The 14,754-nt window shown below is 74.5% G+C and carries 12 protein-coding genes; 10 read left to right on the forward strand and 2 right to left on the reverse strand.

The features are described from left to right. The first annotated feature begins 64 nt into the window (after positions 1-64). From ACSQ2D_RS03735 to ACSQ2D_RS03780, 10 genes are all read left to right on the forward strand, one after another. Complete coding sequence (locus ACSQ2D_RS03735; RefSeq protein WP_435984684.1) at positions 65-1,105, forward strand: dehydrogenase; 1,041 nt, start codon at positions 65-67, stop codon at positions 1,103-1,105. Between the two features lie 12 nt (positions 1,106-1,117). Beyond that, positions 1,118-1,516 carry a 6-pyruvoyl trahydropterin synthase family protein gene (locus ACSQ2D_RS03740; protein WP_435984685.1) on the forward strand — a complete coding sequence of 133 codons (399 nt, stop codon included), beginning with the start codon at positions 1,118-1,120 and terminating at the stop codon, positions 1,514-1,516. Then, positions 1,504-2,565 carry a glycosyltransferase family 4 protein gene (locus ACSQ2D_RS03745; RefSeq protein ID WP_435984686.1) on the forward strand — a complete coding sequence of 354 codons (1,062 nt, stop codon included), beginning with the start codon at positions 1,504-1,506 and terminating at the stop codon, positions 2,563-2,565. Before ACSQ2D_RS03740 ends, ACSQ2D_RS03745 begins: the two co-directional genes overlap by 13 nt. Positions 2,566-2,624: 59 nt before the next feature. Continuing rightward, the gene (locus tag ACSQ2D_RS03750) at positions 2,625-3,638 is read left to right on the forward strand and encodes a lysylphosphatidylglycerol synthase domain-containing protein (RefSeq protein ID WP_435984687.1); all 1,014 of its coding nucleotides are present in this window, start codon (positions 2,625-2,627) and stop codon (positions 3,636-3,638) included. Further along, on the forward strand, positions 3,631-4,326 hold the full coding sequence (locus ACSQ2D_RS03755) for a RibD family protein (protein ID WP_435984688.1): 696 nt from the start codon (positions 3,631-3,633) through the stop codon (positions 4,324-4,326). The genes ACSQ2D_RS03750 and ACSQ2D_RS03755 overlap by 8 nt, the downstream gene beginning before the upstream one ends. A 68-nt stretch (positions 4,327-4,394) precedes the next feature. After that, positions 4,395-5,009: a GTP cyclohydrolase II gene (locus ACSQ2D_RS03760; RefSeq protein ID WP_435987810.1), complete on the forward strand. Its 615-nt coding sequence runs from the start codon at positions 4,395-4,397 to the stop codon at positions 5,007-5,009. Positions 5,010-5,064: 55 nt separating this feature from the next. Continuing rightward, entirely contained in the window at positions 5,065-6,531 is a 1,467-nt protein-coding gene (locus tag ACSQ2D_RS03765) for a xanthine dehydrogenase small subunit (RefSeq protein ID WP_435987811.1), read from the forward strand. After that, positions 6,528-8,987, forward strand: a complete 2,460-nt coding sequence (gene xdhB, locus ACSQ2D_RS03770; protein WP_435984689.1) for a xanthine dehydrogenase molybdopterin binding subunit — start codon at positions 6,528-6,530, stop codon at positions 8,985-8,987. The genes ACSQ2D_RS03765 and xdhB overlap by 4 nt, the downstream gene beginning before the upstream one ends. Before the next feature lies 1 nt (position 8,988). Continuing rightward, complete coding sequence (gene xdhC / locus ACSQ2D_RS03775) at positions 8,989-9,822, forward strand: xanthine dehydrogenase accessory protein XdhC (RefSeq protein WP_435984690.1); 834 nt, start codon at positions 8,989-8,991, stop codon at positions 9,820-9,822. Then, positions 9,819-11,129: a guanine deaminase gene (locus ACSQ2D_RS03780; RefSeq protein WP_435987812.1), complete on the forward strand. Its 1,311-nt coding sequence runs from the start codon at positions 9,819-9,821 to the stop codon at positions 11,127-11,129. The genes xdhC and ACSQ2D_RS03780 overlap by 4 nt, the downstream gene beginning before the upstream one ends. Positions 11,130-11,203: 74 nt before the next feature. Here ACSQ2D_RS03780 and ACSQ2D_RS03785 read toward each other — a convergent pair whose 3' ends face one another. Continuing rightward, positions 11,204-12,544, reverse strand: a complete 1,341-nt coding sequence (locus tag ACSQ2D_RS03785) for a nucleotide disphospho-sugar-binding domain-containing protein (RefSeq protein ID WP_435984691.1) — start codon at positions 12,542-12,544, stop codon at positions 11,204-11,206. Next, positions 12,541-14,733, reverse strand: coding sequence for a glycosyltransferase (locus ACSQ2D_RS03790; RefSeq protein WP_435984692.1), 2,193 nt, complete (start codon positions 14,731-14,733; stop codon positions 12,541-12,543). The genes ACSQ2D_RS03785 and ACSQ2D_RS03790 overlap by 4 nt, the downstream gene beginning before the upstream one ends. Positions 14,734-14,754: the final 21 nt, after the last annotated feature.

Genomic DNA, 14,754 nt, shown 5'->3' on the forward strand with positions numbered 1-14,754 from the left:
AGAGGTTTCACCCAAGGACGCCGTCGTCGCCGCCGGAGTTCACGGGCAGTCCTAGTCTGGTCGCGTGTCCACCGATGCGCGGGCGTTCTGGGTGGTCGAGCCCGGCAGGGGCGAGATCCGCCCGGTCACCGTGCCCGCACCAGGGTCGGACGAGGTGCTCGTCCGGGCGCTGCACTCGGGCGTGAGTCGCGGCACCGAGACGATCGTCTTCCGCGGGGCGGTCCCCGAGGACCAGTACGCCGTCATGCGCGCGCCGCACCAGGAGGGAGACTTCCCCGGCCCGGTGAAGTACGGCTACCTCGGGGTCGGCGTCGTCGAGGAGGGCCCGACGGACCTCGTCGGGCGCACGGTCTTCTCCCTGCACCCGCACCAGACGGCATACGTCGTCCCCGTCGGGTCGGTCGTCGTCGTCCCCGACGGGGTGCCGGCGCGGCGGGCCGTGCTCGCGGGCACGGTCGAGACGGCCGTCAACGCGCTCTGGGACGCCGCGCCCCGGGTCGGTGACCGGGTCGCGGTCGTGGGCGCGGGGATGGTCGGGTGCTGCGTCGCGCGCCTCCTCGCCGGGATCCCCGGGTGCCGGGTGACCCTCGTCGACGTGGACCCGTCGCGGGAGGCGGTGGCCGGCTCGCTCGGCGTCGGCTTCGCGCGGCCCGACGACCTGTCCGACGCGCGGGGCGACCACGACCTCGTCGTCCACACGAGCGCGACCGGTGCCGGGCTCCAGCTGTCGCTCGACCTCCTCGCACCGGAGGCGACGGTGCTCGACCTCAGCTGGTACGGCGACGCGCGGGTCGAGCTGGCGCTCGGCGGCTCCTTCCACTCGTCGCGACTGCGCATCCGGGCGAGCCAGGTGGGTTCCGTTGCGGCAGCGAGACGCTCGCGCTACACGTTCGCGCAGCGGCTGGCGCTCGCACTCGACCTCCTGCGCGACCCGGCCTTCGACGCCCTGCTGACGGGCGACTCGCCGTTCGAGGAGCTGCCCCGGATCATGCCGCGTCTCGCGGACGGCTCCCTGCCCGCCATCTGCCACACCATCACCTACCGACCCACCAACCGACCCACCAACCGACCCACCAACCGACCCACCAACCGACCCACCCACTGAAACGGGGAGCCGATGTTCAGCGTGACCGTCCGGGACCACATGATGATCGCGCACAGCTTCCGGGGGGAGGTGTTCGGACCGGCCCAGCGGCTGCACGGGGCGACGTTCGTCGTCGACGTGACCTTCCGGGGGCCCGAGCTCGACGACGACGACATCCTCGTCGACATCGGTCTCGCGACCCGGCACGTCCACGAGGTCGTCGGGGCGCTCAGCTACCGCAACCTCGACGACGAGCCGGACTTCGCGGGGGTCAACACCTCGACCGAGGTGCTGGCCCGCACCGTCGCCGAGCGGGTCGCGGCCCTCGTGCACGCCGGGGACCTCGGCGGCGCGACCGACCGGGTCACCGGGCTGGCCGTGACGCTCCACGAGTCGCACGTCGCGTGGGCGAGCTACGAGTGCGAGCTCTGAGCGAGGTCCATGCCGTCGTCCCGGCCGGGATCGACGACCCCGCGCTCCCCAGCGGGGGCAACGCCTACGACCGGAGGGTGCTCGACGGGCTGCGCGCGCTCGGATGGTCCGTGACCGAGCACCCCGTGCCCGGGCCGTGGCCGCGTCCGGACGCGGCTGCGACGGCATGCCTGGCCGACCTCGTCGCAGCGCTCCCGAGGGAGTCGGTGCTGCTCGTCGACGGGATCGTCGCGTCGGCCGCCGACGGGGTGCTCGTGCCGGCGGCGCAGCGGCTGCGTCTCGTCGTCCTCGTCCACCTGCCTCTCGGCGTCACCACCCCGGAGGCGGCCGCCGCGGAGGGGAGGGTCCTCGCCGCGGCCACGGCCGTCGTGACGACGAGTGCGTGGACCCGGGGCGTGCTGCTCGACGCGTACGCCCTCACCCCCGAGGCCGTGCACGTCGCCCGCCCGGGCGCCGACCGGGCGCCGGTGGCCTCGGGAAGCCCGGACGGCGGACGGCTGCTCTGCGTCGGCGCGGTGACGGTGCACAAGGGGCAGGCGGACCTCGTGGCGGCGCTCGCGCTCGTGCCTGACCTCGCGTGGTCGTGCGTCCTCGCCGGGGCGCTGACGCGTGAGCCGGACGTCGTCGACGGGGTGCGCAGGCAGCTCGCGTCGTGCGGGCTCTCCGACCGCGTGCACCTCGTGGGCCCGCGCGTCGGCGCGGGCGTCGAGCGGGCGTATGCCGCCGCCGACCTCCTCGTCCTGCCCTCCCACGTCGAGACGTACGGGATGGTCGTGACCGAGGCCCTGGCCCACGGTGTGCCCGTGCTCGCGACGGACGTCGGGGGCGTCCGCGAGGCGCTCGGGGAGGTGGGTGGCGGGCTGCCCGGCGTGCTCGTCCCGCCGAGCAACCCCGCGGCGCTGGCGGTCGCCCTCCGGTCCTGGCTGACCGACCCGGGACTGCGGGAGCGGCTTCGTCGGAACGCGCTGGCACGACGCGACACCCTGTCATCGTGGTCGGAGACCGCGGGACACGTCTCGGCCGTGCTCGAGCGGGTAGGGGGTCGCTGAACCCGATGGTCGCACCGGACGTCGTCACCATCAGGGGTCGCGCAGAGAGGTCGGAGGAGATGCCAACGGACCGGTCGTGGCTGCGCCCCCTCGCGGGGATCGCGGTCCTCGCCGTCCTCGTGTGGCGCATCGGTGGTGACGCCTTCGTCGACGGCCTGCGCCACGTCGACCTCCGCTCGGTCGCCGCGGCTGCCGCGATCGCCGTCGTCACGACCGTGTGCGGCGCGTGGCGCTGGGTCCTCGTGGCCCGGGGCCTCGGGTCCGAGCTCCCGCTGCGGTCGGCCGTCGCCGCGTGCTACCGGTCGCAGTTCCTCAACGTGACGCTGCCCGGCGGTGTGCTCGGCGACGTGCACCGAGGTGTCCGTCACGGGCGCGACGACGGCGACGTCGGCCGCGGCCTGCGGTCGGTCGTGTGGGAGCGCTCGGCCGGGCAGGTCGTCCTGCTCGGGCTGACCGTGGGCGCGGTGCTGCTCCTGCCGTCCCCGCTGCCGTCACTCCTGTCCGTGCTGCCGTCGGACGGATCAGTCGTGGCCCCAGTGCTTCTCGTCGCCGTCGCCATCGCCATCGCCATCGCCATCGCCGTCGCTGCGACGTGCGTGGCGTGGAGGCGTCGGTCCGGCCGCACGCGGTCCGGGCGCTCCGGACCGCTGCGACGTGTCTCGTGGGTCGTGGTGGCCGACGTTCGTCACGGACTGCTGGGACGGCATACGTGGCCGGGAGTCGTCGTGGTCTCGGCGGTCGTCGTCGTCGGGCACGTGACGACGTTCGTCCTGGCCGCTCGCAGCGCCGGGGTCGAGGCGCCGGTGGCCGACCTCGTGCCGCTCGCGCTCGTCGTCCTCGTGGCGATGGCCGTGCCGCTCAACGTCGCCGGTTGGGGACCCCGCGAAGGGGCGGCGGCCTGGGTGTTCGGGGTGGCGGGCCTCGGAGCCGCCGGGGGCGTGGCGACCGCCGTCGTCTACGGGGTCATGTCGTTCGTCGCCGCCCTGCCGGGCGCGGCGCTGCTCGTCGCGTCGCGGCGCGGGAGCCCCGGTGCCCCAACCGTGCTCGCACCGGAAGGAGCCGTCGGTGGCTGACCGTCCCTACACCCTGCTCAGCTGTGGCATGTCGATCGACGGCTACCTCAGCGCGGGCACCGCGACGCGTCTCATGCTCTCCAACGACGCCGACTTCGACCGGGTCGACGGCGAGCGGGCCGCGAGCGACGCGATCCTCGTGGGCGCCAGCACGATCCGCAACGACAACCCGCGCCTGCTCGTCCGCTCGCCCGAGCGCCGGGCCGCGCGGGTGGCACGCGGTCTGCCCCCATCGCCGACCAAGGTGACGGTGACGAGGCATGCCGAGCTCGACTGCGCCGCAAGCTTCTTCGCGGCCGACGGTGCGGACAAGCTCGTCTACTGCCCGACCGACGTCGTGCCCGAGGCGCGCGGGCGGCTCGGCGCCGCCGCTGCCGTCGTCGACGCCGGGCACCCGGCGACGATGCGCCGCGTCTGCGAGGACCTCGGCGACCGCGGGGTGCAGCGGCTCATGGTCGAGGGTGGGGGCACGGTGCACACGCAGCTGCTCACCGACGACCTCGCCGACGAGCTCCAGCTCGTCGTCGCACCCTTCTTCGTCGGTGACTCGGCGGCGTGCCGGTTCGTCGGGGACGGGCGCTACCCGTGGAACGCCGGTCGCCGCGCGACGCTGGCCGAGGTGCGCCAGATCGGAGACGTGGTGCTGCTGAGGTATGCGTTGTCGCCGCGTTTCCGGGAGCGCGCGTGATCGCCGGGACGCCGGGTCGCGAGCCGGCGCCTTCCCCGGGACTCCCGCCGGCCCGCATCCGCACCCACGTGCTCGTGCCGGTCGCCTTCGCCGACGGCTTCGGGACGACGGCGCGCGTCTTCACCTTCGACGGTCTCGCCGACGGGCGCGAGCACCTCGCGCTGGGTCTCGGGGACCGTTCGGCCGCCCCCCGTCCAGGGGCCTGTGACCGTGACCCGACGCCGACCCGCCTGCACAGCGAGTGCCTGACCGGTGACGTGTTCGGCAGCGGGCGGTGCGACTGCGGCGCCCAGCTGCGCGAGTCGGTCGAGCGTCTCGACGCGAGCGGCGGCTTCCTGCTCTACCTGCGGCAGGAGGGTCGCGGCATCGGCCTCTACCCCAAGCTCGACGCGTACGTCCTCCAGGACGCGGGCCTCGACACCTACGAGGCGAACGTCGCGCTCGGCTACGGCGAGGACGAGCGGGACTACACCGTCGCGGCGCAGATGCTCGGGGCGCTCGGCGTGAGCCGCGTCGAGCTGCTGAGCAACAACCCCGACAAGGCGGCGCAGCTGCGGGCGCTCGGGATCACGGTGGCCCGTCGCGTCCCGACCGGCGTCCACCTGTCCGACGCGAACGCCCACTACCTCGCGACGAAGGTCGTGCGCGGCGCGCACACCCTCGACCTGCACGTCCAGCCCTGATTGACCGCGGCTCCCGGCGGTGCATCATGGGTCCGTGGACGACGGGACTTTCGGGATGAGGCCGGGGCAGCGACTCTCGGTGACGGTCAACGGCACCGAGCGCGACCTGGCGGGCACCGACCCCGCGACCAACGCCCTCGACTGGCTGCGGGGGCAGGGCCTCACCGGGGCCAAGGAGGGGTGCGCCGAGGGGGAGTGCGGCGCCTGCGCGGTCCTCGTGGCCCGCCCCGACGGCGCGTCGGGCACCGAGTGGACGGCCATCAACGCCTGCCTCGTGCCGGCCGCCTCGTTGGACGGCCAGGAGGTCGTCACCGCCGAGGGGCTGGGGACGCCGGAGCACCTGCACCCCGTGCAGCACGAGATGGCGGTGCGGGGCGGGTCGCAGTGCGGCTACTGCACGCCCGGCTTCGCCTGCTCCATGGCCGCCGAGTACTACCGCGCCGACCGGCAGGACGACGCGGCCCGTGTGGACAACGACGCGGACGCGCACGAGTCGGGGCCCAACGGCTTCCGGCTCGGGGCGCTCTCGGGCAACCTGTGCCGGTGCACCGGCTACCGGCCCATCCGGGACGCAGCCTTCGCGCTGGAGGCGCCCGCCGCGGACGACGTGCTCGCCTCGCGGCGCTCGGACGCACCGCCACCTCCGGTCACGACCCGGCTCTCGGGGGCGACCGGCACGTATGCCCGTGCAGCCGACCTCGACGAGGCGCTCGACCTGCTCGCGGCCCATCCCGGCGCCGCGGTCGTCGCGGGCTCGACCGACTGGGGTGTCGACGTGAACCTCCGCGGCACCAGGGCGCCGTTCGTCATCGGCATCGACCGCCTGCCCGAGCTGCGCCGCCTGGAGGTCGGTGACGAGGCCGTCGAGATCGGCGCCGCCTTGACCCTCACCGAGGTGGAGCGCGAGCTGGCGGGGCGGATCCCCCTGCTCGACCAGGTGTTCCCCCAGTTCGCCTCCCCACTCATACGCAACGGTGCGACCCTCGGCGGCAACCTCGGCACGGGCTCGCCGATCGGTGACCTGCCGCCGGCGCTGCTCGCGCTCGAGGCCGTCGTCGTGCTCGCGAGCCCCGACGGCGACCGACAGGTGCCGCTCGCCGACTACTACACCGGCTACCGGCAGAGCGTGCGCCGGCCCGACGAGCTCATCCGTGCGGTGCGGATCCCCTTGCCGCTCAGCCCGACCACGGCCTTCCACAAGATCGCCAAGCGCCGCTACGACGACATCTCCAGCGTCGCCGTCGCCGTGGCCCTCGACGTCGTCGACGGCTCCGTCCGGCGGGCGCGCATCGGTCTCGGCGGCGTGGCAGCCACCCCCGTCAGGGCGCTCGCCACCGAGGCAGCCCTGGAGGGCCGGGCCTGGACCGCGGCGACGGTGCAGGCCGCCGCAGCGGTGATGCGGGGCGAGGGCACCCCGCTCGACGACCATCGGGCGAGCGCGGCCTACCGCAGCGCGGTGCTGGGCACCTCGCTCCTTCGCCTCCATGCGGACGAGCAGCCCGAGGACGGGGTGGGTGCATGACGTCCCTGTCCCGCCGGCCCGCCGATCCCGTTGTCGGACAGTCGATCCCGCATGAGTCCGCTGCCCTTCACGTCACGGGAACGGCGCTCTACACCGACGACCTCACGACGCGCACGCACGGTCTGCTCCACGCCCACCCCGTCCAGGCACCGCACGCGCACGCCCGCGTGACGCGGCTGGACCCCGTCCCCGCGCTCGCCGTCCCGGGCGTCGTGCGGGTCCTCACCGCCGCCGACGTGCCCGGCGTCAACGATGCCGGCGTCAAGCACGACGAGCCGCTCTTCCCGTCGGAGGTGATGTTCTTCGGGCACGCCGTGTGCTGGGTCCTGGCCGACACCCTCGAGGCGGCCCGGCTCGGGGCGCTGGCCGTCGAGGTGGACTACGAGCCGCTGCCCTCGGTCGTCACCGTCCGCGAGGCGATCGAGGCAGGCAGCTTCCAGGGCGGCCAGCCCAGGCTCGAGCGCGGTGAGGTCGACGAGGCCTTCGTCGCAGCCGAGCACGTGTTCAGCGGTGAGCTCGACCTCGCGGGCCAGGAGCACTTCTACCTCGAGACGCACTGCTCGCTCGCGCACGTCGACGAGGGCGGGCAGGTCTTCGTCCAGAGCAGCACGCAGCACCCGACGGAGACCCAGCAGATCGTGGCGCACGTGCTGGGCCTGGCGAGCCACGCCGTCACGGTCCAGTGCCTGCGGATGGGAGGAGGCTTCGGCGGCAAGGAGATGCAGCCGCACGGCTACGCAGCCGTGGCCGCGCTGGGAGCCGTCCTGACCGGGCGGCCCGTGCGCCTGCGCCTCACCCGGACCCAGGACCTGACGATGACGGGCAAGCGACACGGCTTCCACGCGCAGTGGCGCGCCGCGTTCGACGGCGACGGTCGCATCCAGGCGCTCGACGCCACCCTGACCTCCGACGGCGGCTGGAGCCTAGACCTCTCCGAGCCCGTGCTGGCGCGGGCGCTCTGTCACGTCGACAACGCGTACTGGATCCCCCACCTCCGGGTCGACGGGCGGATCGCCCGGACCCACAAGACGTCCCAGACGGCCTTCCGCGGGTTCGGCGGACCCCAGGGGATGCTCGTCATCGAGGACGTCCTCGGCCGCTGCGCACCGCTGCTCGGGATCGACCCCGTGGAGCTGCGCCGCCGCAACTTCTACGCGGAGGGCCAGGCCACGCCGTACGGCCAGGTCGTCCGTCACCCCGAGCGGGCCGTCGCCTGCTGGGAGCAGGTGCTGACGACCGGCGAGCTCACGGAGCGCTCGGCGGCGATCGCCGCGTACAACGCGTCCCACGAGCACACGAAGCGGGCCCTCGCGGTCACGCCGGTGAAGTTCGGGATCTCCTTCAACTTCACCGCCTTCAACCAGGCCGGGGCGCTCGTGCACGTCTACAAGGACGGCTCGGTCCTCATCACGCACGGTGGGACCGAGATGGGTCAGGGCCTGCACACGAAGATGCTGCAGGTCGCCGCCACGTCGCTCGCCGTCCCCCTGTCGCTCGTCCGGCTGGCGCCGACGCGCACCGACAAGGTGCCCAACACGTCCGCGACCGCGGCGAGCTCGGGGGCCGACCTCAACGGCGCGGCGGTCAAGGACGCCTGCGAGCAGATCCTGGACCGGCTCCGCGCCGTGGCGGCTGCCCGGCTGGGCGTCCTCGCCGAGGACGTGCGGTTCGAGGACGGGTGCGCGCGATCGGCGTCGGGTGGGGCCGAGGTGGCTTGGACCGACCTCGTGGGCGAGGCCTACTACCAACGGGTCCAGCTCTGGGCGGCCGGCTTCTACCGCACCGAGGGACTGCACTGGGACTCGACGACGATGCAGGGCTCGCCGTTCAAGTACTTCTCCTACGGGGCCGCGGCGACGGAGGTCGAGGTCGACGGCTTCACCGGCGCCTACCGGCTGCGCAGGGTCGACATCGTGCACGACGTGGGTGACTCGCTCTCACCGCTCGTCGACCTCGGCCAGGTCGAGGGTGGCTTCGTGCAGGGTGCGGGCTGGCTCACCCTCGAGGACCTCCGGTGGGACGAGTCCTCCGGTCCGTCCCGGGGCCGGCTCGCCACGGCATCGGCAAGCACCTACAAGCTGCCGAGCTTCTCCGAGATGCCCGAGGTCTTCAACGTCGCACTGCTCGAGCGCGCCACCGAGGACGGTGTCGTCTACGGGTCCAAGGCCGTCGGGGAGCCGCCGCTCATGCTCGCCATCTCCGTCCGCGAGGCCCTGCGTCAGGCGGCCGCCGCGTTCGGGCCCGCCGGCACGCAGGTCGACCTCGCGTCGCCGGCCACGCCCGAGGCGGTCTTCTGGGCCGTCCAGCAGGCGCGCGGAGCCGGCCAGCCGCCGCACACGGTGCCGGTCGTGCGGGGCGGGCCCCGCGGCGTGGGCGTCGCGCCCGAGCGTGCGGACCCCGAGGGCCACCCGCTGCGCCCGCACTCGGAGCAGGTCGCCGCCGGGAGGGGTGACTGACGTGCACTGGCTCTCGGCAGTCCAGCGGCTGCGTGCGGACCGGGTCCCCGGGGTGCTCGTGACGGTCGCGGCCGTCCGCGGCCACGCCCCGCGCGAGCCCGGCGCCAAGATGGTCGTCTCGCCCGACGACACGTGGGGCAGCATCGGCGGCGGCAACCTCGAGGCGACGGCCGTCGAGCGGGCCCGCGCGATGCTCGGGCAGGGGGAGGTCGACCCCGAGCAGCTCGACCTCGCGCTCAACGAGCGAGCACCCGTCGAGCACGGCCAGCAGTGCTGCGGCGGCGAGGTGTCGGTGCTGCTCGAGCCACTGCCCGTCGTGCCCTCCGTGGCGATCTTCGGCATGGGTCACGTCGGCGCCGAGCTGGCGCGCATCCTGAGCCGTCACGACCTCGAGCTGCACCTCGTCGACGGCCGCGCCGACCGCCTCGCCCCGACTCGCCTCGCCGCGCTGGACGACGCCGTGGCCGGCGTCCACGTCCACCACGCCCCCGTGCCGGAGCTCGTGCTCGGGCAGGTCCCGCGCGGCACGCACGTGCTCGTGATGACCCATGACCACGCCGAGGACGTCGCGTTGTGCGACGCCGCCCTGAGGTGCTCGCACCTGGGGTCGATCGGCCTCATCGGGTCGTCAGCGAAGTGGCGCCGGTTCGAGCAACGCCTTGCCGCAGAGGGTCATTCGGCGCAGGCGCTGAGCAGGATCACGACGCCGATCGGGGCGCCAGGGCTCACCGGCAAGAGCCCGTCGATCATCGCCGTGGCCGTCGCGGCCGACCTCCTCGCCGTCTTCGAGCGGGAGTGGCAGCTCGGGCGTCCGACACCGGGCCGGCGTCCGTGACGATCTTCCGGGCACGCGTGCTCGACACGCCGACGAGCCCCTTCGCCGGAGGCACGCTCCGGTCCGACGACGACTGCGGGCTGCTCGTCGGGGACGGCGTCATCACGGCGCGCGGCCCCTTCGACGTGGTGCGCGCGGACCACCCGGACGAGCCGGTCCTCGACCTGCGCGAGGGGCTGCTCCTGCCCGGGCTCGTCGACACGCACGTGCACTTCCCCCAGGTGCGCGTCATCGGTGGGCTCGGCCTGCCCCTGCTCGACTGGCTGGACCGCTACGCCCTGCCGGAGGAGATGCGGCTCGCCGACGTCGACCACGCCCGGGGCGTGGCCCGTGACTTCGTGGCGGGGCTCGTCGACGCCGGGACGACGTCCGCGCTCGTCTTCGGGGCCCACCAGGCCCCGGCCGTCGACGCGATGTTCGAGGCTGCCGACCACTGGGGCCTGCGCGTCACGACCGGGCTCGTGACCTCGGACCGGCTGCTGCCCGAGCCGCTGCTCACGACCGCCGAGCGCGCCCACGCCGAGTCGCGCGACCTCGCGGCCCGCTGGCACGGCAAGGGCCGGTTGCGCTACGCCGTCACCCCGCGCTTCTCCCTCTCGGCGAGCGAGGCGATGCTCGAGGCCTGTGCCGCCACCTTCGCCGAGGTGCCCGGCGCGCTCTTCACCTCGCACCTCAACGAGAACCTCCACGAGATCAGCGAGGTCGCCGCGCTCTTCGGCGGGGCCTCCTACGTCGACACCTACGACCGCTTCGGCCTCGTCACGCCGAGGTCCGTGCTGGCCCACGACGTCCACCCGACCGATGCCGAGCTGAGGACGCTCGCCGAGCGCGGCGCCGCCGTGGCGCACTGCCCCACGAGCAACGCGGCGCTGGGGAGCGGGCTCTTCCCGCTCCGTCGGCACGTCGAGGCGGGGGTGCGCGTCGCCCTCGGCTCGGACGTCGGCGCCGGCACCGGCTTCTCGCTGTTCAAGGAGGGACTGCAGGCGTACTTCGTCCAGCAGCTCCTCGGCCCGGACGGGATGCTGCTGACCTCGGCGCACCTGCTCTGGCTGAGCACCGGGGCGGGCGCCGACGCGCTCGGTCTCGGTGACGAGGTGGGTGACCTCTCGGTCGGCAAGCAGTTCGATGCCGTCTGGGTGCTGCCCGAGCCCGGCGACCCGCTCGCCGTGGGCCTCGACAACGCGTCGTCCCCCGACGACGCGCTGTCCAAGGTCTTCGCGCTGGGGACGACCTCCGACGTCGGCGGCGTGTGGGTCGGGGGCGAGCAGATCGCCGCCGGCCGGTGGCGGAGCCCACGCCCCCGCTGACGTGCTCTCGCCCCACCGAGGGCGTATGCCGCCGCCCCACCGTCCGGGTCGACGTCCCCCCGCTGGGGCGAGGCTCAGACCGTCGCGGGACCGCTGCCGTCGGCGGGGGCCGTCTGCCGCGTCAGTGCGTCTCGGGCCCGTCGGGGTCCCGGGTGCTCGCGCAGCGACGCGCCCAGCCGGTGCAGCCCAGCGCGGTCCACGGAGTCCGCGTGACCCATCAGGCGCTCGGCGGCCGAGCGGATCGCAGCGGCGTCGGCGCGGTTGGGGTCGAGCACCTCGCCCAGCCGCTGCTGCTCGACGGCGGCGGCGCCGGCGAACTGGTCGGTGGAGAGGGGGAGCAGCAGCAGGGGGACCCCGGCCGTCAGCGACTCGGTGACGCTGTTGTTGCCGCCGTGCGAGACAGCCACGCACGCGTGACCGAGCAGGGTCACCTGCGGGAGCATCTCGCGTACGAGCCACGACTCGGGGAGTGCACCCAGCAGGGCACGCGGCGTCGACCCGTGGGCCAGGGCGACGCGGACGTCGAGCGGGCGCAGCGCCTCGACGATCGTCGCGAGCAGGTCCGACCGGGCGGAGAGGAAGCTGCCGAGGCTGACGTAGACGACCGGCTCGTCGCTGCGGCCGAGCCACTCCTCGACCTGGTCGTCCGGGGCCTCGGCCCGCACCGCGGAGCCGAGGAAGGTGTGGCGCGGGAGCAGCGAGGTGCGGTGGCGGTCGTGCAGCTCCGCGGGGTAGTTGAGCATGAGGACGTCGCCGGTCTCGGCGAAGGCGTCCACGCTCGACGGGGCCCCGGGCGACAGCTGCGCCAGCGCGCTGTTCCACTGCGCCGTGAAGTCGTCGCGCACCTGCTCCGAGAGCCGCCGCAGCTCGGCGAGGGCGTCCGACCCGGGCGTGAAGGCACGGGGCCACGCCGGTGGGTAGCCGTACACCTCGTCGCCGACGGTGAGGGCGGACGGGTGTCCCAGCACGACGTCGGCGTGGCTGGTGCCCCTGCTGGCGAGACCCAGTCGGGCACCGAAGGCGAGGTGGTCGACGATGATCGTGTCGGGGCGCACCCGGTCGACGACGTCGTGCACGGCCCGGGCCACGCCCACGGCGTTCCAGAGGAGGTCGTCTCCGCGCGCCCGCGCCTGGTAGGCGAGCGTCTCGACGGCGCCGAGCCTCGTCGCCTCGAAGAACCCACGGAGCGAGTCGTCCTCACCGGCCGGCTGCTCCTCGGCCCGGATGACGCCAGGGTTCGAGCCGCGCCCCAGCTGCAGGTGCTCGCGCTCGTAGCCGAAGGCGGTGACGAGGGCGTCGGTGGCCGTGCCGGTGGCGACGACGACGCGCTCACCCGCGTCACGCCAGGCCGTCGCCAGGGTGGCGAGCGGGTAGAGGTGGGAGGCGTAGTCGGGGCTGATGACGAGGAGCGTCACGAGGCTCCCTCCACGGCGTCGGACAGGCGCGGCCCGCCCGCTCGCTGTGGCGCCACCTGACGGTAGACCGCAGCGAGCGACGCGGCCATCGTGTCGATGCCGAACCTCGTGCGCACCATGTCCCGGGCCTGCTCCATCCGGGCGTCGGCGTCCGGTGCCGCGGCGAGGTCGAGTGCGGCGTGGGTCGCGCTCGCGAGGGCGGCGGCGGTGGACGTGTCGGCGAGGATGCCCGTCTCCCCGTGGGCGACGTAGGTCGCCGGGCCCCCGCCGGCGGGCGCGACGACGACGAGCCCGACGGCCATCGCCTCGAGGATCGCGATGCCGAACTCCTCCTTGAGGCTCGCGCTCACGTAGACCCCGGGCGTCGCCGTGTCGCCCGGTCGTCCGCGCAGTCGTGCGAGCCACGCGATGGTCGTCGCGTTGGGGCGGTGCCCCGCCACGAGCAGCCCCTGGTCGGCCGCCTCGCCCGCAGGCACGAGGGCGTCGATGCGGGCCAGCTCGGCGGCCTCCTCGTCGCTGGGCTGGTCGAGGTCGCCGCCCACGACGAGCAGGTTGCAGCGCTCGCGCAGCCGGGCGTCGTCACGCCAGGCCTGCACGAGGGTCGCCATCCCCTTGACGGGGTTGAGCCGACCGACCGACACGATGGTCGGCAGGGCCCGGCGGTCCTCGGGGAGCGTGTCGAGGAGGGAGTCGAGCTCGTCGAGGGCCGCGGCGACGCCGGACCCGTGGCCGCGTCCGGACCCGTCCAGGGTCTCGCCGACGATGCGGTCGACACCGGCCACGTCGATGCCCTCACCGACGACGCCGAGGCGCTCTCGCTGGACGTCGATGTCGATCCCGAGGTAGCGCCGCAGGTCGTCGCCGACCTGTGGGCGCGGGAAGAGCACGAGGTGGGAGGCGCGCGCAGCGAGGTCGCGGAGCAGCTGGTCGCGGAACCACAGGTGCTCCACGAGATCGGCCTCACCGAACCCGGCACGGGTCAGCGTCCCGGCGCGGTCCCGCGCGTCGATGAGGGCCTGGGGGTCGGGCGCGACGGTCAGCACCACGGGGATGCCGAGCTCGTCCGCCACCTCGGCGGCTGCCATGGACCCGACGTCGGCCATCCGCAGGTGGATCGCGTCGACGCGACCGGCGGCCCGGAGGACCCGGCGGATCCCGCGGCGCGCCGCGACCCGCGCCGGCCACGCCCGGGCCACCCCGAGAGGCCCTGACAGCGGCACCCTGGCGTAGTGGTGGCCCGTCGCGAGCAGCGAGGAGCCGACGTGGCCTCCGGGTGCCGCCGACGGACGCCCCGAGGGGAACTGGGCCGGGTCGGGGCTGCCGCCCGACATCGTGATGACCCGAGCCACCGCGGGGTCGCCTCGCAGCAGGGCGTCCCCGAGGTGCACGAGCAGCGTGGCGATGCCACCGGTGTCGCCCCGGCCGGAGTGGTGCAGCTGCCCGTCGATGTCGGAGTGCAGGAAGAGCTGCACGACGGTCAGCCCGTCGGGCACGGGTGGTGCCGGGGCCGGACGCAGGTCGAAGAGGGCGAGCCGGGCGGTCTGGGCCAGCGGGCCGACGGTGCGGGCCAACGCCACGAGGAGCGCCTCGGCGCTCTGGTCGGCCGCGGGTCCGTCGCCGAGGGCTGCCGTCGCGGCCGCACGCACGGGGAGCGCCTCGGTGTCGTCGGCCCCGAGAGCCATGAGGGCCGTCGTGGTCGCTGCGCCGGGCACCAGCCCCAGCGTCTCGGCCAGTCGGGCGCGGCCGTCGTCGTCGGCCGTGGCCGCCAGACCGGTCAGCAGGACCTCACGCACCCGGTCCGGCTGTTGCGCCGCCCAGCTCTCGAGGGTGCGCTGGGCCAGCATCCCGGTGAAGCCGCCGTCGCGGCTCGCGCCGACGAGGTGGGGCAGCGCGTCGTCGACGGGGGCCGTGTGCCGCAGCGCGTCGAGCGCGTGCTCCGCCACGTGTGGCCGCCTGTCAGCCACCAGGCGTGCGAGCACCGGTGCGGCGGTGGGGTCGTTGCAGACGCCGAGCGCGTGGACGGCGGCGAGGGCGGTCAGGGGATCGTCGGAGAGCGTGGCCGAGGTCAGGTCACGGACGGCGTCACCGTCCGCCTGCGCGGTGACGTCGGCGAGCGTCGACGCTGCTCGCATGGCTTCGAGGAGGGTGGGAGCGGTCCGGACCGCCTCGAGCGCGGAGCGGGGGTCCATGATGCCGACCCTAGGCGTCGG

Source organism: Terrabacter sp. LjRoot27 (genome assembly GCF_964254175.1).
GTDB lineage: Bacteria > Actinomycetota > Actinomycetes > Actinomycetales > Dermatophilaceae > Terrabacter.

Bases quoted from the DNA above. Each gene is read 5' to 3' on its own strand.
- xdhB (WP_435984689.1), top strand. From the start codon at position 6,528: ATGACGTCCCTGTCCCGCCGGCCCGCCGATCCCGTTGTCGGACAGTCG.
- ACSQ2D_RS03740 (WP_435984685.1), top strand. From the start codon at position 1,118: ATGTTCAGCGTGACCGTCCGGGACCACATGATGATCGCGCACAGCTTC.
- ACSQ2D_RS03765 (WP_435987811.1), top strand. From the start codon at position 5,065: ATGAGGCCGGGGCAGCGACTCTCGGTGACGGTCAACGGCACCGAGCGC.
- ACSQ2D_RS03790 (WP_435984692.1), bottom strand. From the start codon at position 14,733: ATGGACCCCCGCTCCGCGCTCGAGGCGGTCCGGACCGCTCCCACCCTC.
- ACSQ2D_RS03750 (WP_435984687.1), top strand. From the start codon at position 2,625: ATGCCAACGGACCGGTCGTGGCTGCGCCCCCTCGCGGGGATCGCGGTC.